Origin of the sequence: Mycobacterium angelicum, from assembly GCF_002086155.1 — a bacterium.
In the GTDB taxonomy this organism is placed as follows: Bacteria; Actinomycetota; Actinomycetes; order Mycobacteriales; family Mycobacteriaceae; genus Mycobacterium; species Mycobacterium angelicum.
Genome location: NZ_MVHE01000001.1, coordinates 181,298 through 205,631 on the forward strand (window position 1 = coordinate 181,298; position 24,334 = coordinate 205,631).

Here is a 24,334-nt window from a genome sequence, read left to right on the forward strand (position 1 = left end):
GTGTCTCAGGCAGAATCGGTCTACATGAGCGTGCACAACCATCGACTGCTGTTGTTCCGCCACGGCGAGACCGAGTGGTCGAAATCTGGTCAGCACACCGGCCGCACCGACATCGAGCTCACCGAAACCGGCCGCGCCCAGGCCAAGTCGGCTGCGCAGGTCCTAGAACAGCTCAATCTCAAGGACCCGCTGGTGATCAGCAGTCCGCGTAAACGCACCCTGGTCACCGCCGAATTGGCCCGTCTTGACATCGACGAGGTGTCGCCGCTGCTTGCCGAATGGGACTACGGCGCGTACGAGGGCCTGACCACACCTGAGATCCAGCAAACCGATCCGGATTGGCTGGTGTGGACGCACGGATGTCCCGACGGCGAAAGCGTCGCCGCGGTCAGCGATCGCGCGGACCGCGCCGTGGCGCTGGCCCTGGAGAATATGCAATCGCGTGACGTGGTGTTCGTCAGCCACGGCCACTTCTCTCGTGCGGTGATCACCCGCTGGGGCGAGCTGCCGCTCATCGAGGGCAGCCGCTTCGGCATGGTTACCGGGTCGATCGCAGTCTGCGGGTTCGAGCACGGAGTGCGCCAGCTTCGGTTGCTCGGGCTGACCGGTCATCCGGTCAGTTGTTAACCGGCGAACCGCCGTTCGCGCTGGCCGGGCCGGGCGGGGCCCTGATTGCCGACGGGGTGCGGACGCGGTACTGCGACATCGGGGCTGCGCAGGCGGCACTGCGCTGCGGAGCGGCGCCAATAGTGTTGGGCGCGTTGCCTTTCGACGGTAACAGTCCGGCCGCACTGATGACCCCGCGCGGGGTGCGCCGCCTCGAGGCGCTGCCCAACTGGCCCACCGGTCCGCTGCCGGCTGTGCACATCGGCGCGATCGTCCCGCCGGTTGACGACTACCGCGACCGGATCAGCCGCGCCCGTGAGGAACTCGCCGCGCCGGACAACCCGCTGCTCAAGGTGGTACTGGCGCGGGCGTTGGAGCTGGCCGCCGACGGACCGCTGGATGCGCGCATGATTCTGCGCCGACTGGTCGCGGCCGACCCAACCGCCAATGCTTATCTGGTCGACCTGAGCGCCGCGGGTGGCGACTATGCGGGAGCGGCTCTGGTGGGGGCCAGCCCGGAACTGCTGGTTGCACGATTCGGCGACCGCGTTGTGTGCCAGCCGTTTGCCGGCTCAGCACCTCGATCCGCGGATCCCGAACTCGACGCCGCCAACGGTACCGCGTTGGCCGCGTCGGCCAAGAACCGCCACGAGCACCGGTTGGTTATCGACACCATGCGCGCGGCCCTCGAGCCGCTCTGCGCGGACCTGACAATCGCCGCCGAGCCGCAGTTGAGCCGCACGGCGGCGGTTTGGCACCTGTGTACGCCCATCAAAGGCCGGCTGCGCGATACCTCAACCACCGCAATCGATTTGGCGTTGGCCCTGCACCCCACTCCGGCCGTCGGAGGGGTTCCGACCCGGGAGGCCGTCGAACTCATCGCCGCGCTGGAAGGCGACCGCGGCTTCTACGCCGGTGCCGTGGGCTGGTGCGACGAGCGGGGCGACGGGCGCTGGGTGGTGTCGATTCGCTGTGCGCAGCTGTCGGCCGATCGCCGCGGCGCCGTCGCGCGCGCCGGCGGTGGCATTGTCGCCGAATCGGATCCCGACGACGAAGTCGACGAAACCACAACGAAATTCGCCACCATATTGACCGCACTCGGGGTATCGCAGTGACCCACGACATCCGCCGGGCCCGTCGCGGCGACGTCGCCGATATTGTGAACATGATCCACGAGCTCGCCGAATTCGAGCGCGCCGCCGATCAATGCACCGTCACCGAAAAGCAGATAGCCACAGCACTTTTCGGTGGATTGCCAACATTGCACGGTCACGTCGCTGAGATCGACGGCCAGGTCGCGGCCATGGCGCTGTGGTTTCTCAACTTCTCCACGTGGGATGGCGTCGCGGGGATCCATCTAGAGGACCTGTACGTGCGGCCGCCCTTTCGCCGCCGCGGCCTGGCCCGATCGTTGTTGGCGACGCTGGCGGCGGAATGCCTCGACAACGGCTACACGCGGTTGTCGTGGGCGGTGCTGAATTGGAATGTCGATGCGATAGCGCTGTATGACGGGATCGGCGGCCAGCCGCAGCGGGAGTGGACTGCCTATCGGTTGTCGGGCCCGGAGTTAGCGGCGCTGGCAGACCCGCGCTGATGACCGCTGGCGGCCCAGCGCACTGACGGCGGGCTGAACAGCAATGCCAGCACCGACAGCGCCACAACCCCCACCGGAATTCCAATCCCCAGCTGGCCCGACCCCACGGCCAGGTACCACGCCACCGGCAGCAGCAATAGCTGGGCGAATACCGCAAGCCCGCGGCCCCACCGCTTGCCGACAATCAAAGCCCATCCGCCGGCCAGCACCCCACCGCCGACCAGCACGAACCAGACCGCGGTACCCAGGCCGTTGACGATGTGCTGGTCGGCACCGGCGAGCCCGCGGACCACCAGAACCGCGGCGATCCCCAGGGCCGCCGCGCCCTCAACAGCGACGATCACTCCCGCGGCACGTACGGTCCTCGGGGCGCTAACAGTCACAGCGTCAGAGTAGTCAGGGCAGCCGGTGACGGCCCGTGGAGTGTGCGCCGGCGGCTTTGACTGTGTCGTCTGGGCTGTCATATCGCGATCTGCCCGCCCTGCAAACACACTCGATGCCGCGCCGGCACACACTCGACGGGCCGTGGCTTACGCCGCTGCGTGGCGCACTGAAGCATCCCGCCTAAGCTCATGGCTCATGCGTGCCGTGCTGATCGTGAACCCCACCGCCACCACCATCACGCCGGCCGCCCGCGACCTGGTGGCACACGCGCTTAAGAGCCGCGTCCAACTCACCATCGAACACACCAAACACCGTGGCCACGGCGCTGAACTCGGCCAGGCAGCCGTTGCCGACGGAGTGGACCTGGTGGTCGTGCACGGTGGCGACGGCACCGTGAGCGGAGTCGTCAACGGCATGCTCGGCAGCCCCGCCACCCCTCCGCAAGGACCCATACCGGCGGTGGCGATCGTGCCGGGTGGCTCGGCGAATGTGCTGGCCAGAGTCCTGGGGATCGCTCGCGACCCGATTGCCGCCACCAACCAGCTCATCGGGCTGCTCGACGACTACGACCAGCACCGGCAATGGCGCCGGATCGGGTTGATCGACTGCGGCGAGCGCTGGGCCGTGTTCAATACCGGGATGGGCGTGGATGCCGAGGTGGTCGCCGGAGTCGAGGCGGAGCGCGACAAAGGCGGCAAGGTGTCAGCGTGGCGCTACATCCGCACCGCCGTGCCCCTCGTGTACGGGTACACCCGCCGCGAACCCGCTCTCACACTGGAACTTCCTGGACGAGAGCCGATTACGGGCGTGAGCTTCGTTTTCGTATCCAACGCGAGCCCGTGGACATACGCGAACGAACGCCCGGTGTGGACCAACCCCACCTGTTCCTTCGAACGGGGACTGGGAGTCTTCGCCCCGACCACCATGAAGCTGATCCCCACCCTGCGAATCGTCCGGCAGATGTTCGCCAAGCGGCCGCGGTTCGAGTTCAAACATCTGGTAACAGACGACGACGTACCTTGGGTGCGGGTTACCGCCACGGCCGGTCCAGCCGCCTGCCAGTTCGACGGGGACTACCTGGGCCAGCGCGAGACCATGACTTTCCGCGCGGTTCCGGACGTGCTACCGGTCGTCGCCCCGCTCGCAAAAAGTGTCTCCGACCAGGGGTAATCCGAGCTGTGACAAGCTTGCGACGCAAATGTAGGGCGCAATTCAGCCGGGAGTGTAGTACAACGGAGTAAGGGGTTCGGGAACAGATCGTGAAAGTGAGATAGCCCACGGGCTCCCGTAACACTATTGACATCCGATGAGCCTGTGAAACGATCAAAAGGTTGCATGCAGAAATGTAGAGGTACGGAAACCTTTCTTGTGCACGCGTTAACACGCCAAGAGAAATCGCCCGTGCGCACTGCTGCGCACATAGTGAGGAGTAACTACTAATGGATTGGCGCCACAAGGCGGTCTGCCGTGACGAGGATCCCGAACTGTTCTTCCCGGTTGGGAACAGCGGTCCGGCGCTCGCGCAGATCGCTGACGCGAAACTGGTCTGTAATCGGTGTCCGGTGACCACAGAGTGTCTCGGCTGGGCTCTGAACACCGGCCAGGACTCGGGTGTCTGGGGCGGCATGAGCGAAGACGAGCGGCGCGCACTCAAGCGTCGCAACGCCCGGACGAAGGCCCGAAGCGGAGTCTGAACAACTCAATCTCCGCACAGTGCGGCCCCGACCATGGTCGGGGCCGCACTGTTGTGTACGGCTTCACAACACCAACCGTCCGCGCCGGCCGATCGGTACCCGTAGCACCACGTCGGTGCCGCGATCGGGCGCTTCCCGCATGCCCAGCGAGCCGTCCAGCTCGGCCGACACCAGGGTCCGCACGATCTGCAGGCCCAGGCTGTCGGACTTCTCCAGACTGAATCCTTCGGGCAGCCCACGCCCGTTGTCGTGCACCACGACATCAAGCCAGCGAGCCGAACGCTCGGCCCGAATAGTCACAGATCCGCCTGCGGCCGACGGATCGAAGGCGTGCTCGATGGCGTTCTGCACCAGCTCGGTGATCACCATGATCAGCGCGGTCGCCCGGTCGGAGTCCAGCACGCCCAGGTCGCCCACCCGGTTGATCCGGATCGGTCTGTCCACCGACGCCACGTCGTTCATGATCGGCAGGATCCGGTCGATGACCTCGTCGAGGTTGACCTGCTCGTCCACCGACATCGACAGCGCGTCGTGAACCAACGCGATCGAGGACACCCGGCGTACCGACTCAATCAGGGCCTCGCGGCCTTCGGCGTTGGCCGTCCGCCGGGCCTGTAGCCGCAGCAGCGCCGCCACCGTCTGCAGGTTGTTCTTCACCCGGTGGTGGATCTCCCGGATGGTGGCGTCCTTGGAGATCAGGGCGCGGTCGCGCCGCTTGACCTCGGTGACGTCGCGGATCAGGATCGCCGCGCCCGCGTTGGCCTTATGGACCACCAGTGGCAGCGTTCTGAGCAGCACAGTCGCATCACCGGCGTCGACCTCCATGCGCATGCTGGCCCCGCCGGCCAGCAGGTCGAGCACATGCTCGGCCACCTCCTGCGCCTCGAACGGGTCGGAGATCAGCGGCCTGGTCACCCTGATGAAGTTGTGGCCTTCCAATTCGCTGGTCAGCCCCATCCGGTGGTAGGCCGACAGCGCGTTGGGGCTGGCGTAGGCGACCACGCCGTCGACGTCGAGGCGAATGAAGCCGTCGCCGGCCCGCGGAGTGGATCGGGACATGGCCACGTCACCCACGTCGGGAAAGGTGCCCTCGGCCAGCATGTGCAGCAGGTCGGTGGCGCACTCGCGGTAGGCCGTCTCGAGTCCTCCCGAACTGCGACGGGCAGCGACTTCGGTCTGATGCCGGGTCAGCACCGCCACCACCTGCTCGCGGTAGCGCACCGGGGAAGACTCGACATTGGGGCCGGGCAGTTGCCACGAATGCCCTTGGCCCCCATCGTTTTCCCGCCTGGCTGCACCGGCGGCGAAGGTCTCGGCTACCAGGGGCAGCCGTTCGGCGGTGACGACGCTGCCCACCGCGTCGGTCTGCAGCACCGTCGGCGCGGTATTGGGCCGGCATTGGGCGACACACACCAGCACCCCGTCGTCGCGGCGAACCCACATCAAGTAATCGGCGAACGACAGGTCGGCCAGCAGCTGCCACTCCCCCACCACCGCGTGCAGATGGTCGACCGCGTTGCCCGGCAGCACCGTGTGTTCGGCCAGCAGGTTACCCAGAGTCGACATGCAGGTGGGAAAGACCCTAGCTGATCACAGCGATGAGGTCGCCGGCCTGAATGACGTCACCCACCGAGACGCTGACCTTGCTGACGGTGCCGTCGACTTCGGCCAGCACGGGAATCTCCATCTTCATCGATTCCAGCAGCACCACGACGTCGCCCTTGCCGATTTGATCGCCTTCGCTGACGACAACTTCGAGCACGCTGGCCACGATCTCGGCTCGAACATCCTCGGCCATCTTCACCCCACTCGTTTCGACCACTGGCGCACGCTGACTGCTGGTCCATCAGGCTGCCATATATCGAACCACAAGACTGCCCGGTACAGCGGCATGCGGGCTACCGAGGGCGCCGAACGGGTCGCGTGAGACACTGTTCAGCAATCGGGTGGACGCTAACCGCCCCGCGTATGACGACCTACGGAGGTTTTGACATGGCCAAGCGTGGCCGCAAGAAGCGTGACCGCAAGCACAGCAAAGCCAACCACGGCAAGCGGCCCAACGCTTAGCACCGTTACGGCCCACCACGGATGATGGTGGTCCGGCGGATCTCCAGCCGGAGCCGCTCCCGTAGGCCCTCCGGGGCCTTTTCGCCTTGGCACTTGGTCGCGATGAGCGCCTTGATCCGCTCCTCGAGTCCGTAATGCTTCAAGCACCCGGGGCACGCCTCGAGGTGGCGGCGCAGCTTTTCCCGGGTCGCCGGGGTGCACTCACCGTCAAGCAGGGTCCACACCTCGGCGATGACCTCCGCGCACCCGTAGTACCCGAGGTCGCTGCCGTCCGGGCACGAACCGGACTGGCCGGACAACTCGCTCATGACGACACCTCCTCGTGCGTCTGCTCGCCGCGAACAAAACCCCGGTCCTTTGCCACGTCGGCCAGCAGACCACGCAGCTGACGCCGGCCGCGATGCAGCCGGGACATGACCGTGCCGATCGGCGTGTCCATGATCTCGGCGATCTCCTTATAGGGGAAACCTTCGACGTCGGCGTAGTAAACGGCCATCCGGAACTCTTCGGGCAACGCCTGCAGCGCCTCTTTGATCTCGGTATCCGGCAGCGCCTCGAGGGCCTCGACCTCCGCCGACCGCAGGCCGCTGGAGGAATGCTCGGCGTTGGAGGCCAGCTGCCAGTCGGTAATCTCCTCGGTCGGATACTCCGCCGGTTGCCGCTGCTTCTTGCGGTAGCCGTTGATGTAGGTGTTGGTCAGAATCCGGTACAGCCACGCCTTGAGGTTGGTGCCTTCCCGGAACGAGCGGAACCCGGCATAGGCCTTCACCATCGTTTCCTGGACCAGGTCCTCGGCGTCGGCGGGATTGCGGGTCATGCGCAGCGCACCGCCGTAGAGCTGATCCAGCAGGGGAATCGCGTCGCGCTCGAAGCGCGCCGTCAGTTCCTCGTCCGTCTCGCCAGGCGGCCCAGGCTCGGACCCGTCCGACCCGGTCACACCGTCGATGTCGGCCATCTCGATTAACACGGTCCCTTCGGTTGCGGTGTCGACGAACGCCAACCGCTGCTCGGCTAGCAGGCTAGTCGCTGACACCTGACCCCTCCTCCCAACATAGAGGCTGAAACCGACAGTAGAAACCGCACCAATCAACAGCATCGGCCAGCGCGCTATTTCCCGGGACGCCTGCGTTAGTGTGACGCCATGTCCCATGCCACCTCCCTCCAGGGCAAGACCATGTTCATCTCCGGCGCCAGCCGCGGTATCGGCCTGGCGATCGCCAAGCGCGCCGCGCAGGACGGCGCCAACATCGCGTTGATCGCCAAGACGGCCGAGCCGCATCCCAAACTGCCGGGGACGGTTTACACCGCGGCCAAGGAGCTCGAGGAAGCCGGCGGTCAGGCGCTGCCGATCGTGGGGGACGTCCGCGATCCGGAGTCCGTCGAGTCCGCGGTGGCCAAGACCGTCGAGCAATTCGGCGGTATAGACATCTGCGTCAACAACGCCTCGGCGATCAACCTGGGATCGATCAGCGACGTGCCGATGAAGCGTTTCGACCTGATGAACGGCATTCAGGTGCGCGGCACATACGCGGTGTCGCAAGCGTGCATACCGCACCTGAAGGGCCGGGAGAACCCGCATATCCTCACGCTGTCGCCGCCGGTGCTGCTGGAGAAGAAGTGGCTGAAGCCGACGGCCTACATGATGGCGAAGTACGGAATGACGTTGTGCGCGTTGGGGATTGCCGAGGAACTGCGCGCCGACGGCATCGCGTCTAACACGTTGTGGCCGCGCACCCTGGTGGCCACCGCCGCGGTGCAGAACCTGTTGGGCGGCGACGAGGCGATGGGGCGGGCGCGCAAACCCGAGGTGTACTCCGACGCGGCCTATGTGATCCTCACCAAGAACTCCCGCGAGTACACGGGCAACACGTTGTTGTGTGAGGACGTGCTGCTGGAATCCGGCGTCACCGACTTGTCGGTGTACGACTGCGTGCCCGGTGGGCAGCTGGGCGTCGACTTCTGGGTGGACGGCGTCAACCCACCGGGATACGTTCAGCCCTGAGCGCGGCTGCGATCACGGCGGATTCGGCCGGGCGAGGAATCCCTCGATAACGGGCGCGAGTTCGACGGCGTTGTGCACCAGGTCGATGTGCCCGCCGTCGTGCAGGTACAGGTGGGAGTGCGGTAGCAACGCGTTCATGATGTGGGCGTTGACTACCGGGATGATCGGGTCGTCGGTGCCCGCCACGATCAATGTCTGCTGACGCACCGCGGGCAAGGCAAAAAGGCTGGTCCACACCGAACCGGCGAGCAGCTGATGCAGATAACCCCTCCTCGACCCGGCGTGCAATTGCCGCACGAACAGCTGCGCCACGTCCTCGCCGTGCGCGCGGACCGTGCCGCCGTACAGCTCGCCGGCGATCGATGCGGCGTAGTTCGGATCCGAAAACCTGCGTGGGGTAACCATTTTCGCCAGTACCCGAGGATGCGCCGGCACCATCAGCGCACCGGTGCCGGTGGCCACCAACACTAGCCGGCGGCACCGCCGCGGATTCTGGAAGGCGAATTGCTGGGCAAGTGCGCCACCCCAGGAGAGACCGAGTACATCCACCACGCCGACATCGAGTTTGGACAGCACCCGGCCCAGTAACCAGGCCAGATACGGGAAGCCATACGGCAGAACCGAAGTCGGCGATCCACCGGTGCCGGGCACATCGAATCTGATGACCGGGCAATCCAACTGCTCCACCAGCGGATCGAGCACCTCCAGGCTGGCGCCGATGCCGTTGCACAGCACCAGTGGCACACCGGATCCGGGGCGCACGTCCACCCGGATGCGCTGCCCTCCGGTGCAGACGTAGCGCATGGCTCACTTCTCCATGACGTAGCTGCCCGGCGCCGGACCTAAGGGCGGAAATCCCTCCCCGCCAAGCAGTTTAGGTGCGTCGATCTCCGGTCCGCTGCGTTCGGCCAGCCAGTCCACGTAGTCCGGCCACCACGAATCGGTGAACTTCTGGGCGGAATCCAGCCACTGTCCGGGGTCGTCGACGTCGACCGGGCCGGTTCGGTACGAAGCCTTCGCGTTGCCGGGCGGGTTGACCAGTGCGGCGATGTGGCCGCTGGTGGAAAGCACGTAGCGGTTGTCCTTGCCGCCCAGCAGACGCGCGCTGCGATAGGTGGCCTGCCACGGCGAGATGTGGTCGGCGACGCCACCAATGACGTACGCGTCGTTGGTGACCTTGGACAGATCCACCGGGGTGCCCAGCATGCTGACCGCGCCGGGAGTGACCAGAGCATTTCGCAATCCCATCAAGACCATGTCGCGGTGCAGCGCGGCGGTCATCCGGGTGGTGTCGGCGTTCCAGAACAGCACGTCGAACGCCGCCGGACGCCTGCCCTGCACATAGTTGTTCACCCAGTACCGCCAGACCAGGTCAGTGGGCCGCAACCAGGCGAACATTTCGGCCATGGCACGCCCGTCGAGGTAGCCCTTCTTGCTCGACACCCGGATCGCCGCCTGCGCGGCGCGGTCGCTCATAGCCGCAGCCGCGAAGCCGGCCCGGTTCTCGTCGAGCACAGTGACCCCCATCGATAGGCCCGCGATCCGGTCGGATTCGCCGATCTCGGCGAGATGGGCGGCCGTCATGGCCGCGAGAATCCCGCCCGAGCAGGTGGCGAACAGCTGCGCGCTGTCGGTCCCGGCGATTTTCTGCACCGTGTCCAGCGCCTCGATAAGCGCTGCGCCGTAGGCATCGAATCCCCAATCGCGATGCCGGGCTTGCGGATTGCGCCAGGAGATGACGAACACCTGCTGGCCCTGCCCGACGAAATATTCGATCATGCTGCGCCCCGGCGCGATGTCCATGATGTAGTACTTATTGATCACCGGCGGCACCATGAGCAGCGGAACCGCGCGGACCTTCGACGTCTGCGGTGCGTACTGGATCAGTTCGAACATCGACGTCTGGAAAACCACCGCACCCTTGCTGACGGCGACGGTCTCCCCCACCGCGAACGCGTCGGGCTCGACCATCGCCGGCACCCTGGGTTGCGAAAGCATGTCCCGGGCAAAGGCTTTGGCGCCACGGACCGCGCTCAGGCCGCCGGTGTCGATCAGCGCCTTCCAGCCCAGCGGGCTGATCAGCGGGTTGTTGCTGGGCGCCAGGCCCTCGACAATGTTGTCGACGACAAACTGCATCTTCTCCGCATCGCGCCAGTCGAGTTCGGCGTCGGCAAGCAACCCGTCGGCAGTTTCGGCCGCCGCCAGGTAGGCCTGCATGATGCGGTGCAGCAACGGATTCTGCTGCCACGCTGGGTCGGCGAAGCGCTTATCGCCTCGCCCCGGCACGCGGTGTGACGTGCCCGCGACGATGCTGCCGAGCTCGCGGGTCAGGACGCCCGCGCGGTTGGCCAGCGCGCCCGGCCGCTTGGCAAGGTTCGCGCCGACGCGGCTCCAGGTGGCGTCGGGCATCATCCGGCTGACGAACGGCCGGGTTGCGCTGGTCAGCAGCAGGTCCAGGGGTGCTGCGAGTTCGTCTGGTTTGGTCGTCTGGGTTGCCATTGCTACGGGGTGCTTTCGGTTGTCGGAACGGTGATTTCGCGCTTGAGAACCTTGCCGGTCGGCCCCTTGGGCAGAGCGTCGACCAGCCAGATCCGGCGGGGGTATTTGTAGGCGGCCACTCTGGCCTTGACGTAGTCGCGCAGTTCGTCGGGATCGGCGGTCGCGTTCTTCTTGAGGGCGACCGCGGCGCCGACTTCTTCGCCCAGTGAGTCGTGCGGCATGCCGACCACGGCGGCTTCGGCCACAGCGGGGTGCTCGTAGAGCACTTCCTCGATCTCGCGGGGGTACACGTTGTAGCCGCCGCGAATGATCATGTCCTTGGTGCGGTCGACGATGTAGAAGTAGCCGTCCTCGTCGACGCGGCCGACGTCTCCGGTCGACAGCCAGCCGTCCTCAGAGATGGTGGACTTGGTGGCTTCCGGCAGATTCCAGTAGCCCTTCATCACGTTGTGGCCGCGGATCTGGATCTCGCCGGGCTCGCCCGGCGGGACTTCAGCACCGTTGGGGTCCACCACCCGCATCTCCACGCCTTCGACCGGCGTCCCGATCGAGCCTGCCTTGCGCGGCCGGTCGGGATGATTGAACGAGGCCACCGGCGAGGTCTCCGACAGCCCGTAGCCCTCCAGGACCACGCAGCCGAAGGCGTTCTCAAAGTCGTTGAGAACCTGTACCGGCAGCGACGCGCCGCCGGAAGTGCAGGTCCGCAGGGTGTCGGTGGCGCCCGGCGCTGCTTCGTCGGCCAAACCGAGCAACGCCGAGTACATCGTCGGGACCCCCTGGAACACCGTGACGGCATCCCGTTGGATCACTTCGAGCGCTTTGCGCGGGTCGAACCGGGGTATCAGCGTCAGGGTCGCACCGGCCAGGATCGAGCAGTTGAGCCCGCAAGTCAGGCCGAAGACGTGGAAGAGCGGCAGGCAGCCCATCACGACGTCGTCGGGCCCTGTCTGGATCAGGGTGCGCACGCTCACGTCGGCGTTGCGCCTCATATTCCCGTGAGTGAGCATGGCGCCCTTGGGTTTTCCGGTGGTCCCGGAGGTGTGCAGGATGATCGCGACATCGTCGTCGGCGCGGTCCTGCGGCGCATCCTGGCCGGGCAGGTCGGCGATCAGCTCAGCCAGCCCGGCGTCATCCACCAGCCAGCACTGGGCGCCCACCTCATCGGCGCCGGCAGTGGCCTCTTCGGCGAAGGCGGGTGTCGCGAACAATGCCTTGGCGCCGCTGTTGGACAGGTAGTACGCCACCTCGCGGGACTTGAGCAACGGGTTCATCGGAACCGCGACGGCGCCGCGATACATGATCCCGAAATATGCGATGACGAACGCGGGGGTGTTGGGCAACATGATTCCGACCCGGTCACCGGGATCGACTCCGGCCCGCTCCAGCAGCGTCGCCACCCGGGCGGCCGCGGCATCGAGTTCGGCGAACGAGAGCGCCACGTCGTCACAGCGCAGCGCAATGCGGTCGGGGTGGCGGTCCCTCGATGCGACGAGGTTGGCACTCAAAGCGGTCACGGGCTGCTCCAAGGGTGTGGTCGGGACGTCTGGACCCATGATGCCGGGCGCTATCTGCAGATCTTTTGTCTCCGGAAAACAAAACTGCGCCCGAAGTTGATTGCCCGCAGACATGCTCGTCGCAGAGCTCCACCGCTACTTTTTCCGGCAAGCGCAGCGTGGCGCTTCCCCACCACCGTGCCGGTTATTCGGAGAAATCGAGACGAAACATGTTGGCAATTACCCTAATTCTGATGCTGATGCTGACGCCGATACTGCTACCGGTGATCATCACCGTCGTGCACCGCATTACCGAGTGAGCTAGCTCGGCTGCAGAACCGCACTGCCGTACCAGTGACAGGCGAGCAGCGCGAGTTCGACCTCGAGCCGGTCGCTGCCGATCTCCCGACCACGCCGGGCGACGGCGCGGCCGACTCGGTACTTCACCGAGTTGAAATGCATATTGAGTTGCTCGGCGGCCTGCTTGTAGCTGGAGCCGCAACTCAGATACACCCGCAACGTCTCGCGCAGGCGCGCGTCGTTTTCGTCGTCGCAGGCGAGGTCTCCGAGCACTCTGGCCACCCAATCGCGGGTGCCGGCCACTGAGCTTGGCGAGCCGCCCAGCCGGGCCGCTATGGATAGGCCCGGGTCACTGGCGGCGATCACCGACGGTCCGCTGCGATTGCCGAGAATCGCGACGCCGCGCGCGCCCTGGGCCTCCCGGTGTGAGCGACGAAAGCCGTCGACACCGTTAGCCATCGTTCCGATGGCCACGCTTGGCGAATCCCTGCGGTTCACCGCAAACTGGCGAACTCGCGCCACCACGTCCTCGGCCGCGGCACGAAATGGCAGCCAACCCCATCCGCAGCTACGGTCGGCGGCGACGAAAAGCGGGCTCGCATCGGCACCGGCGGCGTCTGCCAGCTCGCGCAGAAAGCTTTGCAGCCAAGCGAGTTCGTCGCCGTCGGCGGCCTGGTCGGGGTTCCAGATGACCAGCGCCACGTGGTGCCACCGCAGTGGATAGCGGATCGACGTGGTTGCCGCATCGACGTCGATTGCCTTGGCCGCGACCAGGATCTCGCGCACCCGTACCCCGCGCAGACTGTTCTGGGCTTCCAGCCAGCGTTCGCGTTCGTCCTCGTAGACGGTGACAACTTGCTGCGACATCCAGTCGATGTACTCGAAGATCGCGGCGCTCATCGCCTCGATCAGCGCCACCCGCGTCGCATCGGGGATGTCGGCAGCTCGCAATTCGGCGAAGATCAGCTCGTTGATCCGGCGCTGGCCAAGCCGATAGGCGCGCACCAGCGCGTGGACGGGCACGCCGTGCTGAGCCAGCCGACGGGCGTAATCCAATGCCGTGGTGGGCGCCTCGACCCGCTCGACGGGGATGTCGTAGCGCAACGCCTGCAGCATGGTGTCCACGTTGTCCTTGATGCTGGGCCAGAGCAGCTCCAGGATTCGCGGATCGCGGCGTAAATCAGGGATCTGTTCCTCGAGCGCACGATTGATCTCGGCCGTGACGGCAGACAGCCGCTCATGTAGCCGGGTGGCGACCTCGGCGGCGTAGTGCTTCACCTCGACTCCGCTGGCGAGGCGCGGCTTTTCCACGGACTAGACGTTAGCCGCTCACCCTAGAGCAGCGTGATCTGTTCAGGCTCGGGCTCGGCCGGGGCGAGCAGCTCGGGTCCGTTGTTGCGCACGCTGTTCACCAGCGTTGACACCGGACGTAGCTCGATGCCGTGCACATCCGGCGGGCGGGCCAACAGCTCCTCATCCAGCGCGGCGTCCGGATTCAGCCAGGCATCCCAGTTCTCTTCGGCCAGCAGCAACGGCATCCGGTCGTGGATGGCGGCCAACTCGCCCACCGCGTCGGTGGTGATGATGGTGCAGCTCAGCAGCGGATCGGCGTCTTTGGCGGGCTTCCACACCGACCACAGCCCGGCCATGCACACCAGGCCGCCGTCGTCGCGGTGCATGAAGAACGGCGTCTTGGCGGCCTTCTTGCCGGGGCCGGCCTCGTTGGCGCGCCACTCGTACCAGCCGTCCATCGGCACCAGGCAACGCTTGCTCTTGGCAGAATTCCGGAAGGCCGGCGAGGTGGCGACTTTGTCGGCCCGGGCGTTGATCAGCAACGGCCCTTTGGTATCCGGGGCACCGTCGGGTCCGGCCTTGACCCAGGACGGGACCAGTCCCCAGCGCATCAGGCGAACCCGGCGGGTGGCCGCGTCGTCGGGCTCGCTGTGGCGGCTGACGACGGTGGCGATCGTGTTGGTGGGAGCCACGTTGTAGTTGGGCGCCGACGCGCCGTCGGTGCCGGTGGCCTCGTCGATCGCCTTGATCTTCTCGGCCAGCAAGGCCGGGTCGGTAGTGACCGCAAACCGTCCGCACATAACTCCCATGGTGGCAGAACCATGCGACAGGCAATGATGGACCGGTGAACGCATGGCCGGCCCCCTTCGCACCGACACCGGTGCACGCGACCGTGACCGTTCCGGGCTCGAAATCGCAGACCAACCGCACCCTGGTGCTGGCCGCGCTGGCAGCCGCGCAGGGACAGGGCAACTCAACCATCGCCGGAGCGCTGCGCAGCCGCGATACCGACCTCATGATCGGAGCGCTGCGCACGCTGGGCCTGCAGGTCGACGGGGACGGCCCGGAACTGACGGTGAGCGGGCACATCCAACCTGGGCCCGACGCGCGGGTGGACTGCGGCCTGGCGGGCACAGTGCTGCGGTTCGTTCCGCCGCTGGCCGCGCTGAGCGCCGTGCCGGTGACCTTCGACGGCGATGAGCAGGCGCGGGCCCGGCCCATCGCGCCCCTGCTGGATGCGCTGCGTGGGCTCGGCGTCCCCGTCGAAAGTGAGGGGGACGGCACCGGGCTGCCGTTTCGGGTGCAGGGCACCGGATCGGTTGCCGGCGGCACCGTCGCCATCGACGCGTCGGCCTCGTCGCAGTTCGTTTCGGGCCTGCTGCTGTCCGGGGCCGCGCTGCGCGACGGTCTGACGGTGCAGCACACCGGCTCGACGCTGCCGTCGGCGCCGCACATCGAGATGACGGTGGCGATGCTGCGCCAAGCCGGCGTGGACGTCGACGATTCGGTCCCGTATCGCTGGCAGGTGCGCCCGGGTGCGGTCAAGGCGCGGCACTGGGAGGTCGAACCGGATCTGACCAATGCGGTCGCGTTTCTGGCAGCCGCGGTGGTGACCGGTGGCACGGTACGGATCACCGGCTGGCCGGCGGACAGCGTGCAACCGGCCGAACACATTCTGAGCATCTTGGATACGCTGAATGCCGTTGTGCGCCAGTTCGATTCGTCTCTAAAGGTGCAGGGTTCGGCGGGCTATGGCGGGTTCGACGTCGACCTGAGCGCCGTCGGCGAGCTCACGCCGTCGGTCGCGGCGCTCGCGGCACTGGCCGCCCCGGGAGCGGTGTCCCGGCTGACCGGCATCGCGCACCTGCGCGGCCACGAAACCGATCGGCTGGCCGCGCTGAGCACCGAGATCAACCGGCTGGGCGGTGACTGCCAGGAGATATCCGACGGCCTGGTGATTACCGCGACACCGCTACGGCCCGGCAGGTGGCGCGCCTATGCCGATCACCGGATGGCGATGGCCGGCGCGATCGTCGGGCTGCGGGTAGCCGGGGTCGAGGTCGACGACATCGCCGCCACCACCAAGACGCTGCCCGAGTTCCCACAGCTCTGGGCCGACATGGTGAAAGGGGCTTAGCGGTTGCGACCCGGCGACTACGACGAGTCACACGTCAAGGTCCGTTCCGGGCGAGGTTCGCGACCGCGGACCAAGACCCGCCCCCAGCACGCCGACGCCGAGGCCGCCATGGTGGTCAGCGTGGACCGCGGCCGCTGGGGCTGTGTGTTGGACGGACGCGTCGACCGGCGGGTTACCGCCATGCGGGCGCGCGAATTGGGCCGCACCCCGATCGTGGTCGGCGACGACGTTGACGTGGTCGGTGATCTGTCCGGCCGAGTGGATACGCTGGCCCGTATCGTGCGACGGGCGCCGCGGCGAACTGTGTTGCGGCGCACGGCCGATGACACCGACCCCACCGAGCGGGTGGTGGTGGCCAACGCCGATCAACTGCTGATCGTGGTGGCACTCGCCGATCCTCCGCCGCGCACCGGCCTGGTGGACCGCGCGCTGATCGCTGCCTATGCCGGCGGGCTGTCCCCGATCCTGTGTCTGACCAAGACCGATCTCGCCCCACCCGAGCCCTTCGCCGAGCAGTTCGTCGACCTGGACCTGACCGTGATCGCCGCCGGCGTCGACGATCCGCTGCTCGCGGTGGCCGATCTGCTCGACGGCAAGATCACAGTACTGCTTGGGCATTCCGGCGTCGGCAAGTCGACACTGGTCAATCGCCTGGTGCCCGAAGCGGATCGGGCGGTCGGTGAGGTGACCGACATCGGACGCGGACGGCACACCTCCACGCAATCTGTCGCGCTGCCGTTGGACTCGGGCGGCTGGGTGATCGACACGCCCGGCATCCGGTCGTTCGGGCTGGCGCATATCCACGCCGACGACGTACTGATGGCATTCTCCGACCTGGCCGAGGCCACGGAAGGCTGTCCGCGCGGCTGCGGGCACATGGGGCCACCCGCCGATCCCGAATGCGCGCTGGACACGTTGAGCGGCACGGCCCTGCGACGCGTGGCCGCCGCCCGGCGGTTGCTCGCAACCCTCAGAGAGACCTAAGGCCCCGCCGAGCGTGCGTGTCGGCACAGCGACACGCCGCTAATTGTGTACATCTACGCACGCTCGCGCCGGGTGGGTGTGGGCGCCAGCCGCATGCCGAGTTCGTCGGGCGGGACTAAATGGCCTTTACTGCAGCGCATTTCGACTTCGGCGTCGGCGCCGCAGCCCAAATGGGTCAGCCGCAGCCGGTCGCGGCCCGGCAGATGGCGCCGGCCCCACTGGAACATCGCCCACACCACCGGCATGAATTCCACGCCGGCGTTGGTGAGCACATATTCGTCGCGACTGCGCTGCCCGGGCTCCTGGTAGGGCCGGCGGGTCAGCAACCCGAGGTCGACCAATTCGGCCAGCCGCGCCGAGGTGGCTGCTTTGGTGATGCCCACCCGGCGAGCGAAATCGTCGAATCGGGTGGTGCCGTAGTAGGCCTCGCGCATGATCAGCATCGCGGATTTGGTGCCGACCACCGCCATGGTCTTCTCGATCGCACACTCGCCGACCGCCGACCAGGCCTCGCGATCGGCGAGTCGCCCCTGAAGCATTGTCATCGAAATCACCTCCCGGTCTGGGTTGCTTTCACTATACCTAGGTGTTATAGCTGGGTATAGCGATAGATACCCAGATCAAGGAGGAGCCATGACACGTGACGCCGTGATCGTCGGCGCTGTGCGCACACCCATCGGCAAGGGCAAGACCAGCGGTGCCCTGCACGAGGTGCTGCCCGCCGACCTGCTGGCACACAGCCTGCGCGAAGTCGTGAACCGCACCGGCGTCGACCCGGTCCACATCGACGACGTCATTGCCGGCGCCGTCACCCAGGTCGGTGACCAGGCGATCAACATCGCCCGTAATGCGTTGCTGGGAGCCGGGTTTCCGGAGTCGGTGCCCGGCGTCACCATCGACCGGCAGTGCGGCAGCAGCCAGCAGGCGATCAGCTTCGCCGCCCAGGGCGTGCTCGCCGGCGCCTATGACATCGTCGTGGCCGCCGGTGTGGAATCAATGGGCCGCGTCCCGATGGGGACCTCCGTGCTGCCGGGCAGCAACCCGTTCGGCGCGGACATGAGCCAGCGCTATCCCGAGGGCCTGGTGCCCCAGGGGATCAGCGCCGAGCTGATCGCCGCGCGTTGGGGGTTCTCGCGCGCCCAGCTCGACGAGTTCTCCGCGGCCAGCCATGACAAGGCGGCGCGCGCCACCAAAGACGGTCTCTTCGACAACGAGCTAGCGCCGATTGCCGGGCTTAACACCGACGAGATCGTCCGGTCCGGCACCACCGTCGAGACCCTGTCCGCGTTGCAGCCGGCCTTCTACAGCGAGGCGATGAAAGAGCGCTTCCCGCAGATCAATTGGTCGATCACGCCAGGCAACTCGTCGCCGCTGTCCGACGGCAGCGCGGCGGTCATGATCACCACCAGCGAGGTGGCCAGGAAGCTGGGGCTGCGCCCGCTGGCCCGCATTCACACCACGACCGTGGTGGGCTCCGACCCGCTCTACATGCTGACCGGGGTCATTCCGGCCACCGAGAAGGTGCTCCGGCGCGCCGGACTGACGTTGGCCGATATCGACCTGTTCGAGGTGAACGAGGCGTTCGCGCCGGTCGTGCTGGCCTGGGCTCAGGACGTCGGCGCCGATCTGGCTAAGACCAACGTCAACGGCGGCGCCATCGCGATCGGCCACCCGCTGGGCGCCAGCGGGGCACGCATCATGACCACCCTGGTGAACGCCTTGCATCAACGCGGAGGACGCTATGGGTTGCAGACGATGTGCGAGGGCGGCGGTATGGCCAATGCCACCATCATCGAGCGGCTGAACTAGCGAAGGACAGGGTAATGACCGTAATCCGTGCCGCCGCAGTGCAACTCAGTCCGGTGCTATACAGCCGCGAGGGCACGATCCAGAAGGTGATTGCCAAGATCGCGCAGCTGGGCGCCCGGGGCGTCCAGTTCGCGACCTTTCCAGAGACGGTGATTCCGTATTATCCGTACTTCTCGTTTGTCCAGCGCCCGTTCGAGATGCGCTCGCAACACCTGCAGCTCATGGATCAGGCGGTCACCATACCGTCGCCCGAGGTCGACGCGATCGGTGCGGCGGCACGCGCGGCCAACATGGTGGTGTCGATAGGAGTGACCGAACGCGACGGCGGGTCCCTGTACAACACGCAGTTGCTCTTCGACGCCGACGGCACCCTGATTGCGCGCCGGCGCAAGACCACACCGACCTACCACGAACGGATGGTGTGGGGTCAGGGCGACGGCAGCGGGCTGCGGGCCGTCGACAGCGCGGTCGGGCGAATCGGGCAGTTGGCCTGCTGGGAGCACTACAACCCGCTGGCCCGCTACGCCCTGATCGCCGACGGCGAGCAGATCCACTCCGCAATGTTTCCCGGGTCTTTCGGCGGTGACCTCTTCGCTGAGCAAACCGAGATCAGCGCGCGCAACCACGCGCTGGAGTCTGGCGCCTTCGTCGTCAACGCCACCGCGTGGCTGGACGCCGATCAGCAGGCGCAGATCGCCGCCGACACCGGGGGCCCTATCAAGCCGATCTCCGGCGGCTTTTTTACCGCGATCATCACACCGCAGGGCGAATACCTGGGCGAGCCGCTGCGTTCCGGCGAGGGTGAGGTGATCGCCGACCTCGACTTCTCATTGATCGACGCACGCAAGATCCTGATGGACGCCAGTGGTCACTACAGCCGGCCCGAGTTGCTGAGCCTGCGGGTGGATCGCATCCCGGCGGCTCATGTACACGAAACCGTCGATGAAGAAGCCGAGCATGTCAGCGTCTGAAACCCGCTTTGACGGCGTACGGGTGCGCTACGACAGCGCCAAGAGCTACCCCGAACTCGTCGCCGCGCTGCTGGCCGACATCGGCGAAAAGCCGATTCCCATCAACGACGTCGCGGCGGCCACCGACGATTGGGAGTCCTACCGCGGCAAGGTTGAATCTTATGTAGGGCCAAGCGGTTTCATGCTGTTCGGCCTGATAGAGCATGGCGGGTGGATCAACAAAGCCGGCATCGACCGCAAGGCGTTGCGCGTCATCCTCGGTAATCCGTTGATCGCAATCACCATGTTGCGCCACGATGTAAGCGCCGGCCTGTTCGCCCCCGTCGAGCTGCTGCTTCTCGACCAAGCCGACGGGCACAGCAGCTTGACCTACGTCAAGCCGTCGTCGCTCATGATTGTCGAAGAAAATCCCGAATTGCTCAGTGCCGCACAGCAACTCGACGCCAAGTTGGCCGCGCTGGCCGAGAAGGTGACGGCTTAGACCAAACCTTAGACCGAGGCGCGCCTGGCGCGCCGCCAACCGCGCACGGTGACGATCGCGGTCTTCAACCCGCGCCGGCGCCCGGTCGCCGGGTCGGTGCCTGCAAAAGCCGGCCCCAGGTCGGCGAACATCCGCTCGCTGCGGGTCTCCGGCGCGTCGTCAGCGCCGTCGCGCAGGTACTTGTCCGGCAACGACAGCTTGGCCAGGGTGCGCCAGGTCTTGCCGTACTGCACCAAAAACGAGCCGGTGGTGTACGGCAGGTCGTACTTGTCGCACAACTCGCGCACCCGCACCGAGATCTCGGCAAGCCGGTTACTCGGCAGGTCCGGGTACAAGTGATGCTCGATCTGATGAGACAGGGTGCCACTCATGAAGCGCAATGCGGGGCCGGCGTTGAAGTTGGCACTGCCCAGCATCTGGCGCAGATACCACTGCCCCTTGGTCTCGCCCACCATGTCCGTCTTGGTGAACTTCTCGGCGCCGTCGGGGAAGTGGCCACAGAAGATCACCGCGTTGGACCACACGTTGCGAATCACATTGGCCATCGCATTGGCCTTCATCGTGGACCGGTACGTCGCGCCGGGTGACAGCGAGGTCAGCGCCGGGAACGCGACATAGTCCTTGGCCAGCTGGCGGCCGGCCTTGCCGGAGAACTCCCGCAGCCGCGCCCGAGCCGCGTCGCGCTCGGTGGGATCCTTCCGGAAGACCTCGTGGACTTCCAAGTGCCGCAACGCGATTCCCAGTTCGAAGGCGAGCGCCAGCACGGTGTTGATCACCAGGTTGAAACCGTTGCGCCGCCTCCAGGGCTGGTCTCGGGTCACCCGGACCATGTCGTAGCCGACGTCGTGGTCCATGTCGAGGATGTTGGTGTACTTGTGGTGCACGAAGTTGTGGGTGTAGCGCCAGTGTCTGGACGTGGACAGCATGTCCCACTCCCAGGTGGAGGAGTGAATCTCGGGATCGTTCATCCAGTCCCACTGGCCGTGCATGACGTTGTGGCCGATCTCCATGTTCTCGATGATCTTGGCCAGCGCCAGTGTCACCGAGCCGGTCCACCACGCCCAGCGCCGCGAGCTGGCGCCCAGCAGCACCCGGGCCGCCACCTCCAGTCCACGCTGCGCAGCGATGGTGCGGCGGATGTAGCGGGCGTCCCGTTCACCGCGCGACTCTTCGACGTCGCGGCGGATGGCGTCCAGCTCGACGGCCAGTGCGTCGATGTCGGCGCTCGTCAAGTGAGCGAACACGTCGACGTCGGTGATCGCCATCGTCTTACCTTCCTGCAGTGCAGCCATTGACCGCAACAGACGGTAACGACGATGCCATGAATTTTTGTTGAGCGCCTATGAAACAGTAGCCGCGCTAGGCCGCCAGGTCCTCTGGCCGGCTCGCCGTCCGGTCGCGCCGCCAACCCCGCACGGCCGCGATCGCGGTCTTCAGCCCGCGCCGGCGCCCGGTCTGCGGGTCGGTGCCCGCAAAACCCGGCCCCAGGTCGGCGAACATCCGCTCGCTGCGGGTCTCCGGCGCGTTGTCGGTGTCATAGCGCAGGTACTTGTTCGGCAACGACAGCTTGGCCAGGGTGCGCCAGGTCTTGCCGTACTGCACCAAAAACGAGCCGGTGGTGTACGGCAGGTCGTACTTGTCGCACAACTCGCGCACCCGCACCGAGATCTCGGCAAGCCGGTTGCTCGGCAGGTCGGGGTACAGGTGGTGCTCGATCTGGTGGCACAGGTTGCCGCTCATGAACCGCAGCGCGGGGCCGGCCTCGAAGTTGGCGCTGCCCAGCATCTGACGCAGGTACCACTGCCCCTTGGTCTCGCCGACCATGTCGGTCTTGGTGAACTTCTCGGCGCCGTCGGGGAAGTGACCGCAGAAGATCACGGCGTTGGACCACACGTTGCGGATCACGTTGGCCAGCGCGTTGGCCGTGACGGTGGACCGGTAGGTCGCACCCGGGGACAACGAGGTCAGCGCGGGATAGGCGATGTAGTCCTTGACCACCTGGCGACCGGCCTTGCCGGAGAATTCGCGCAGCCGGGCACGGGCCTCGTCACGGGCCAGCCGGCCCTTGATGATCTTGCCAATCTCCAAGTGCTGCAGCGCAACTCCCCACTCGAACAGCAGGGCGAGCAGCGTGTTCCACACCAGGTTGAAGATGTTGTAGCGCTTCCAGCGCTGGTCCCGGGTGACGCGCAGCATGCCGTAGCCCACGTCGTCGTCCATGCCGAGAATGTTGGTGTATTTGTGGTGCACGAAGTTGTGGGTGTAGCGCCAGTGCTTGGACGACCCGCTCATGTCCCACTCCCAGCTCGAGGAGTGAATCTCGGGGTCGTTCATCCAGTCCCACTGGCCGTGCATGACGTTGTGGCCGATCTCCATGTTCTCGATGATCTTGGCCACGCCCAGGGTCGCGGCCCCTGCCCACCACGCCGAGCGCCGGGAGCCCGCGGCCAGCATCAGCCGGCCACTCACCTCGAGGGCGCGTTGTGCGGCGATGGTGCGACGGATATAGCGGGCGTCGCGCTCACCGCGGGAGTCTTCGATGTCCTGACGGATGGCGTCCAGCTCTACGGCCAGATTTTCGATGTCGGTGTCCGTCAGATGAGCGAATACGTCGACGTCTGTGATCGCCATGATGCTCTCCTCGCGTCGTACGGTCGTTGATTTCTACTGACCTACGCCATCGTAACCTACGACTCCGTAGGTTACCTGTGAGTAACCTTAAATGTCGACCACACAGTCGCCCGAGGCCGCCGAAATGCAGGTCTGCACCCGGGTGCCGGGGTCGTGCTCCTGGCCCGTGCGCAGGTCACGGACATGGCCCTCGACCAGCTCGACCACACAGGATTGACAGATCCCCATCCGGCAACCGAAGGGCATCTGCACGCCGGCGCTCTCGCCCGCGTCCATTACCGACGTCGCGGCGTCAGCGGCCACGCGCCGGCCACTGCGGGCGAAAGTGACCGTGCCACCGGCCCCCGCCGGCGCCGCCTTGGTCACCGCAAACCGCTCCAGGTGCAACCGGTCGCTGATGCCCGCCGACGACCACACCTTCTCGGCCTGGTTGAGCATGCCCTCGGGCCCGCAGGCCCAGGTCTGGCGTTCCCGCCAGTCCCCCACCAGCTGGCCGATCTGGGACAGTTCGAGGCGGCCCTCGGCGCGGGTCTCTCGCACCGCCAAGCGATAGCCGGGGTGATCCTGCGCCAACGCGGCCAGCTCGTCGGCGAACATGACGTCCGTCGCGGTGGGCGCCGAATGCACGTGGGTGATGTCGGTTATCTGGTTGCGGCGCACCAACGTTCGCAGCATCGACATCACCGGGGTGATCCCGGATCCGGCGGTCAGGAACAGGACCGACGCCGGCGCCGGGTCGGGCAACACGAAATTGCCCTGCGGCGCGGCCAGCCGCACGATGGTTCCAGGTGCGACGCCGCCCACCAGGTGGGTGGACAAGAAACCCTCGGGCATCGCCTTGACGGTGATGGTGACGGTGCGGTCGCTGCCCGATGTCGCGGGGCTGGATCTGATTGCCCGGCTCCTTACTCGCGCCGTACCGGCGCTCGCCGTCGCCGGGCTGGACGTCAACGAGTACGACCGCCAGCGCCAGCGTCCGTCGATCAGCAGGCCGATGCCCATGTATTGGCCGGGCTGGTAGTCGAAGCTGAAGCCCCAGCCCGGTTTGATGACCAGCGTCGCGGAGTCTTCGGTCTCGCGGCGGACTTCCAGGATGCGGCCGCGCAATTCCCTGGCGGACCACAGCGGATTGGCCAGGTGCAGGTAGTCGTCGGGCAATAGCGGGGTGGTGATGCGCGCGGCGAGTTTGCGCAGCGCGTGCCAGCCCGGGTGCTTGTCCGCCCCGACGACGGTGGGTCGCTTGGTATCGACGACGTTGGCGTTGACCGCCGTGGACTTTTTGCTCATAGGTTCGGCTTCCGCCCAGCTCGGGGGCGAGTTTTACGCCCTTCCAACAAAGCTACGGTACCGTAACTTACGGTGGCGTATCTAGACCGAAATGCTGAGAAT

At 66.4% G+C, this 24,334-nt stretch carries 26 protein-coding genes; 12 read left to right on the forward strand and 14 right to left on the reverse strand.

Annotated elements, in window-relative coordinates; all coding sequences use genetic code 11:
- Positions 1 to 24 precede the first annotated feature (24 nt).
- Genes BST12_RS00845 through BST12_RS00855 form a run of 3 tightly spaced genes read left to right on the forward strand, consistent with a single transcriptional unit; the run spans position 25 to position 2,200 of the window.
- Positions 25 to 627, forward strand: a complete 603-nt coding sequence (locus BST12_RS00845) for an acid phosphatase (protein ID WP_083111221.1) — start codon at positions 25 to 27, stop codon at positions 625 to 627.
- A complete protein-coding gene (locus BST12_RS00850) occupies positions 621 to 1,721 on the forward strand; it encodes an isochorismate synthase (RefSeq protein ID WP_083111094.1) in 1,101 nt (366 codons plus the stop codon). The genes BST12_RS00845 and BST12_RS00850 overlap by 7 nt, the downstream gene beginning before the upstream one ends.
- Complete coding sequence (locus BST12_RS00855; RefSeq protein ID WP_083111095.1) at positions 1,718 to 2,200, forward strand: GNAT family N-acetyltransferase; 483 nt, start codon at positions 1,718 to 1,720, stop codon at positions 2,198 to 2,200. The genes BST12_RS00850 and BST12_RS00855 overlap by 4 nt, the downstream gene beginning before the upstream one ends.
- On the opposite strand, the gene BST12_RS00860 is transcribed toward BST12_RS00855, so the two are convergent.
- A complete protein-coding gene (locus BST12_RS00860; RefSeq protein ID WP_083111096.1) occupies positions 2,152 to 2,583 on the reverse strand; it encodes a hypothetical protein in 432 nt (143 codons plus the stop codon). The two genes, BST12_RS00855 and BST12_RS00860, sit on opposite strands and share 49 nt — an antisense overlap.
- A gap of 196 nt (positions 2,584 to 2,779) precedes the next feature.
- Between BST12_RS00860 and BST12_RS00865 the strand changes: the two genes are divergently transcribed.
- Positions 2,780 to 3,754 (forward strand): diacylglycerol/lipid kinase family protein, encoded by a 975-nt coding sequence (locus tag BST12_RS00865; RefSeq protein ID WP_083111097.1) that lies wholly within the window; start codon positions 2,780 to 2,782, stop codon positions 3,752 to 3,754.
- 269 nt (positions 3,755 to 4,023) lie between these two features.
- Positions 4,024 to 4,278 carry a transcriptional regulator WhiB1 gene (whiB1, locus tag BST12_RS00870; RefSeq protein WP_003874607.1) on the forward strand — a complete coding sequence of 85 codons (255 nt, stop codon included), beginning with the start codon at positions 4,024 to 4,026 and terminating at the stop codon, positions 4,276 to 4,278.
- Positions 4,279 to 4,341: 63 nt separating this feature from the next.
- On the opposite strand, the gene BST12_RS00875 is transcribed toward whiB1, so the two are convergent.
- Together BST12_RS00875 and BST12_RS00880 are read right to left on the reverse strand one after the other, a co-directional pair.
- Positions 4,342 to 5,844, reverse strand: coding sequence for a sensor histidine kinase (locus BST12_RS00875; protein WP_083111098.1), 1,503 nt, complete (start codon positions 5,842 to 5,844; stop codon positions 4,342 to 4,344).
- A 16-nt stretch (positions 5,845 to 5,860) separates the two neighbouring features.
- Complete coding sequence (locus BST12_RS00880) at positions 5,861 to 6,076, reverse strand: biotin/lipoyl-binding carrier protein (RefSeq protein WP_073876250.1); 216 nt, start codon at positions 6,074 to 6,076, stop codon at positions 5,861 to 5,863.
- A gap of 194 nt (positions 6,077 to 6,270) precedes the next feature.
- Here BST12_RS00880 and BST12_RS34775 point away from each other — a divergent pair, with 194 nt between their 5' ends.
- Complete coding sequence (locus tag BST12_RS34775; RefSeq protein WP_011728008.1) at positions 6,271 to 6,345, forward strand: 50S ribosomal protein bL37; 75 nt, start codon at positions 6,271 to 6,273, stop codon at positions 6,343 to 6,345.
- A 5-nt stretch (positions 6,346 to 6,350) separates the two neighbouring features.
- Here BST12_RS34775 and rsrA read toward each other — a convergent pair whose 3' ends face one another.
- Together rsrA and BST12_RS00890 are read right to left on the reverse strand one after the other, a co-directional pair.
- On the reverse strand, positions 6,351 to 6,653 hold the full coding sequence (rsrA, locus tag BST12_RS00885; RefSeq protein ID WP_083111099.1) for a mycothiol system anti-sigma-R factor: 303 nt from the start codon (positions 6,651 to 6,653) through the stop codon (positions 6,351 to 6,353).
- Positions 6,650 to 7,300, reverse strand: coding sequence for a sigma-70 family RNA polymerase sigma factor (locus BST12_RS00890; protein WP_139801440.1), 651 nt, complete (start codon positions 7,298 to 7,300; stop codon positions 6,650 to 6,652). The genes rsrA and BST12_RS00890 overlap by 4 nt, the downstream gene beginning before the upstream one ends.
- A 186-nt stretch (positions 7,301 to 7,486) precedes the next feature.
- Between BST12_RS00890 and BST12_RS00895 the strand changes: the two genes are divergently transcribed.
- Positions 7,487 to 8,347: an SDR family oxidoreductase gene (locus BST12_RS00895; RefSeq protein ID WP_083111101.1), complete on the forward strand. Its 861-nt coding sequence runs from the start codon at positions 7,487 to 7,489 to the stop codon at positions 8,345 to 8,347.
- A gap of 12 nt (positions 8,348 to 8,359) precedes the next feature.
- Here the strand turns inward: BST12_RS00895 and BST12_RS00900 are convergent, their stop codons facing one another.
- From BST12_RS00900 to BST12_RS00920, 5 genes are all read right to left on the reverse strand, one after another.
- A complete protein-coding gene (locus tag BST12_RS00900) occupies positions 8,360 to 9,151 on the reverse strand; it encodes an alpha/beta fold hydrolase (protein WP_083111102.1) in 792 nt (263 codons plus the stop codon).
- A 3-nt stretch (positions 9,152 to 9,154) separates the two neighbouring features.
- Entirely contained in the window at positions 9,155 to 10,846 is a 1,692-nt protein-coding gene (locus tag BST12_RS00905) for a PHA/PHB synthase family protein (protein ID WP_083111103.1), read from the reverse strand.
- Between the two features lie 2 nt (positions 10,847 to 10,848).
- Positions 10,849 to 12,360, reverse strand: coding sequence for a long-chain-fatty-acid--CoA ligase (locus tag BST12_RS00910; protein WP_083111222.1), 1,512 nt, complete (start codon positions 12,358 to 12,360; stop codon positions 10,849 to 10,851).
- 300 nt (positions 12,361 to 12,660) lie between these two features.
- Complete coding sequence (locus BST12_RS00915) at positions 12,661 to 13,950, reverse strand: PucR family transcriptional regulator (RefSeq protein WP_083111104.1); 1,290 nt, start codon at positions 13,948 to 13,950, stop codon at positions 12,661 to 12,663.
- A 23-nt stretch (positions 13,951 to 13,973) separates the two neighbouring features.
- Positions 13,974 to 14,732, reverse strand: coding sequence for an SOS response-associated peptidase (locus BST12_RS00920; RefSeq protein ID WP_083111105.1), 759 nt, complete (start codon positions 14,730 to 14,732; stop codon positions 13,974 to 13,976).
- Between the two features lie 44 nt (positions 14,733 to 14,776).
- On the opposite strand from BST12_RS00920, the gene aroA reads away from it, so the two are divergent.
- Positions 14,777 to 16,069: a 3-phosphoshikimate 1-carboxyvinyltransferase gene (gene aroA, locus BST12_RS00925; protein WP_139801424.1), complete on the forward strand. Its 1,293-nt coding sequence runs from the start codon at positions 14,777 to 14,779 to the stop codon at positions 16,067 to 16,069.
- 3 nt (positions 16,070 to 16,072) lie between these two features.
- Complete coding sequence (gene rsgA, locus BST12_RS00930; RefSeq protein ID WP_083111107.1) at positions 16,073 to 17,053, forward strand: ribosome small subunit-dependent GTPase A; 981 nt, start codon at positions 16,073 to 16,075, stop codon at positions 17,051 to 17,053.
- A gap of 53 nt (positions 17,054 to 17,106) precedes the next feature.
- On the opposite strand, the gene BST12_RS00935 is transcribed toward rsgA, so the two are convergent.
- On the reverse strand, positions 17,107 to 17,598 hold the full coding sequence (locus BST12_RS00935) for a winged helix-turn-helix transcriptional regulator (RefSeq protein ID WP_083111223.1): 492 nt from the start codon (positions 17,596 to 17,598) through the stop codon (positions 17,107 to 17,109).
- An 88-nt stretch (positions 17,599 to 17,686) separates the two neighbouring features.
- Between BST12_RS00935 and BST12_RS00940 the strand changes: the two genes are divergently transcribed.
- The 3 genes from BST12_RS00940 to BST12_RS00950 are packed head-to-tail and all read left to right on the forward strand — an operon-like array spanning position 17,687 to position 20,314.
- Positions 17,687 to 18,862 carry a thiolase family protein gene (locus BST12_RS00940; protein ID WP_083111108.1) on the forward strand — a complete coding sequence of 392 codons (1,176 nt, stop codon included), beginning with the start codon at positions 17,687 to 17,689 and terminating at the stop codon, positions 18,860 to 18,862.
- A 14-nt stretch (positions 18,863 to 18,876) separates the two neighbouring features.
- On the forward strand, positions 18,877 to 19,833 hold the full coding sequence (locus tag BST12_RS00945) for a nitrilase-related carbon-nitrogen hydrolase (protein ID WP_083111109.1): 957 nt from the start codon (positions 18,877 to 18,879) through the stop codon (positions 19,831 to 19,833).
- A complete protein-coding gene (locus BST12_RS00950; protein ID WP_083111110.1) occupies positions 19,820 to 20,314 on the forward strand; it encodes a DUF302 domain-containing protein in 495 nt (164 codons plus the stop codon). The genes BST12_RS00945 and BST12_RS00950 overlap by 14 nt, the downstream gene beginning before the upstream one ends.
- 8 nt (positions 20,315 to 20,322) lie before the next feature.
- On the opposite strand, the gene BST12_RS00955 is transcribed toward BST12_RS00950, so the two are convergent.
- The 3 genes from BST12_RS00955 to BST12_RS00965 all read right to left on the reverse strand — a co-directional run bounded on the left by BST12_RS00955 (position 20,323) and on the right by BST12_RS00965 (position 24,232).
- Positions 20,323 to 21,579 carry a fatty acid desaturase family protein gene (locus tag BST12_RS00955; RefSeq protein ID WP_083111224.1) on the reverse strand — a complete coding sequence of 419 codons (1,257 nt, stop codon included), beginning with the start codon at positions 21,577 to 21,579 and terminating at the stop codon, positions 20,323 to 20,325.
- Positions 21,580 to 21,673: 94 nt separating this feature from the next.
- Positions 21,674 to 22,945 (reverse strand): fatty acid desaturase family protein, encoded by a 1,272-nt coding sequence (locus BST12_RS00960; protein WP_083111111.1) that lies wholly within the window; start codon positions 22,943 to 22,945, stop codon positions 21,674 to 21,676.
- A gap of 87 nt (positions 22,946 to 23,032) precedes the next feature.
- Positions 23,033 to 24,232, reverse strand: a complete 1,200-nt coding sequence (locus BST12_RS00965; protein ID WP_083111112.1) for a ferredoxin reductase — start codon at positions 24,230 to 24,232, stop codon at positions 23,033 to 23,035.
- Positions 24,233 to 24,334 lie beyond the last annotated feature (102 nt).

Excerpts from the sequence above, each read along its gene's own strand:
- BST12_RS00845 (WP_083111221.1), top strand. The coding sequence starts at position 25 with ATGAGCGTGCACAACCATCGACTGCTGTTGTTCCGCCACGGCGAGACC.
- BST12_RS00865 (WP_083111097.1), top strand. The coding sequence starts at position 2,780 with ATGCGTGCCGTGCTGATCGTGAACCCCACCGCCACCACCATCACGCCG.
- whiB1 (WP_003874607.1), top strand. The coding sequence starts at position 4,024 with ATGGATTGGCGCCACAAGGCGGTCTGCCGTGACGAGGATCCCGAACTG.
- BST12_RS00875 (WP_083111098.1), bottom strand. The coding sequence starts at position 5,844 with ATGTCGACTCTGGGTAACCTGCTGGCCGAACACACGGTGCTGCCGGGC.
- BST12_RS00880 (WP_073876250.1), bottom strand. The coding sequence starts at position 6,076 with ATGGCCGAGGATGTTCGAGCCGAGATCGTGGCCAGCGTGCTCGAAGTT.
- rsrA (WP_083111099.1), bottom strand. The coding sequence starts at position 6,653 with ATGAGCGAGTTGTCCGGCCAGTCCGGTTCGTGCCCGGACGGCAGCGAC.
- BST12_RS00890 (WP_139801440.1), bottom strand. The coding sequence starts at position 7,300 with ATGGCCGACATCGACGGTGTGACCGGGTCGGACGGGTCCGAGCCTGGG.
- BST12_RS00895 (WP_083111101.1), top strand. The coding sequence starts at position 7,487 with ATGTCCCATGCCACCTCCCTCCAGGGCAAGACCATGTTCATCTCCGGC.
- BST12_RS00900 (WP_083111102.1), bottom strand. The coding sequence starts at position 9,151 with ATGCGCTACGTCTGCACCGGAGGGCAGCGCATCCGGGTGGACGTGCGC.
- BST12_RS00905 (WP_083111103.1), bottom strand. The coding sequence starts at position 10,846 with ATGGCAACCCAGACGACCAAACCAGACGAACTCGCAGCACCCCTGGAC.
- BST12_RS00920 (WP_083111105.1), bottom strand. The coding sequence starts at position 14,732 with ATGTGCGGACGGTTTGCGGTCACTACCGACCCGGCCTTGCTGGCCGAG.
- BST12_RS00935 (WP_083111223.1), bottom strand. The coding sequence starts at position 17,598 with ATGACAATGCTTCAGGGGCGACTCGCCGATCGCGAGGCCTGGTCGGCG.
- BST12_RS00940 (WP_083111108.1), top strand. The coding sequence starts at position 17,687 with ATGACACGTGACGCCGTGATCGTCGGCGCTGTGCGCACACCCATCGGC.
- BST12_RS00945 (WP_083111109.1), top strand. The coding sequence starts at position 18,877 with ATGACCGTAATCCGTGCCGCCGCAGTGCAACTCAGTCCGGTGCTATAC.
- BST12_RS00950 (WP_083111110.1), top strand. The coding sequence starts at position 19,820 with ATGTCAGCGTCTGAAACCCGCTTTGACGGCGTACGGGTGCGCTACGAC.
- BST12_RS00955 (WP_083111224.1), bottom strand. The coding sequence starts at position 21,579 with ATGGCGATCACCGACGTCGACGTGTTCGCTCACTTGACGAGCGCCGAC.
- BST12_RS00960 (WP_083111111.1), bottom strand. The coding sequence starts at position 22,945 with ATGGCGATCACAGACGTCGACGTATTCGCTCATCTGACGGACACCGAC.
- BST12_RS00965 (WP_083111112.1), bottom strand. The coding sequence starts at position 24,232 with ATGAGCAAAAAGTCCACGGCGGTCAACGCCAACGTCGTCGATACCAAG.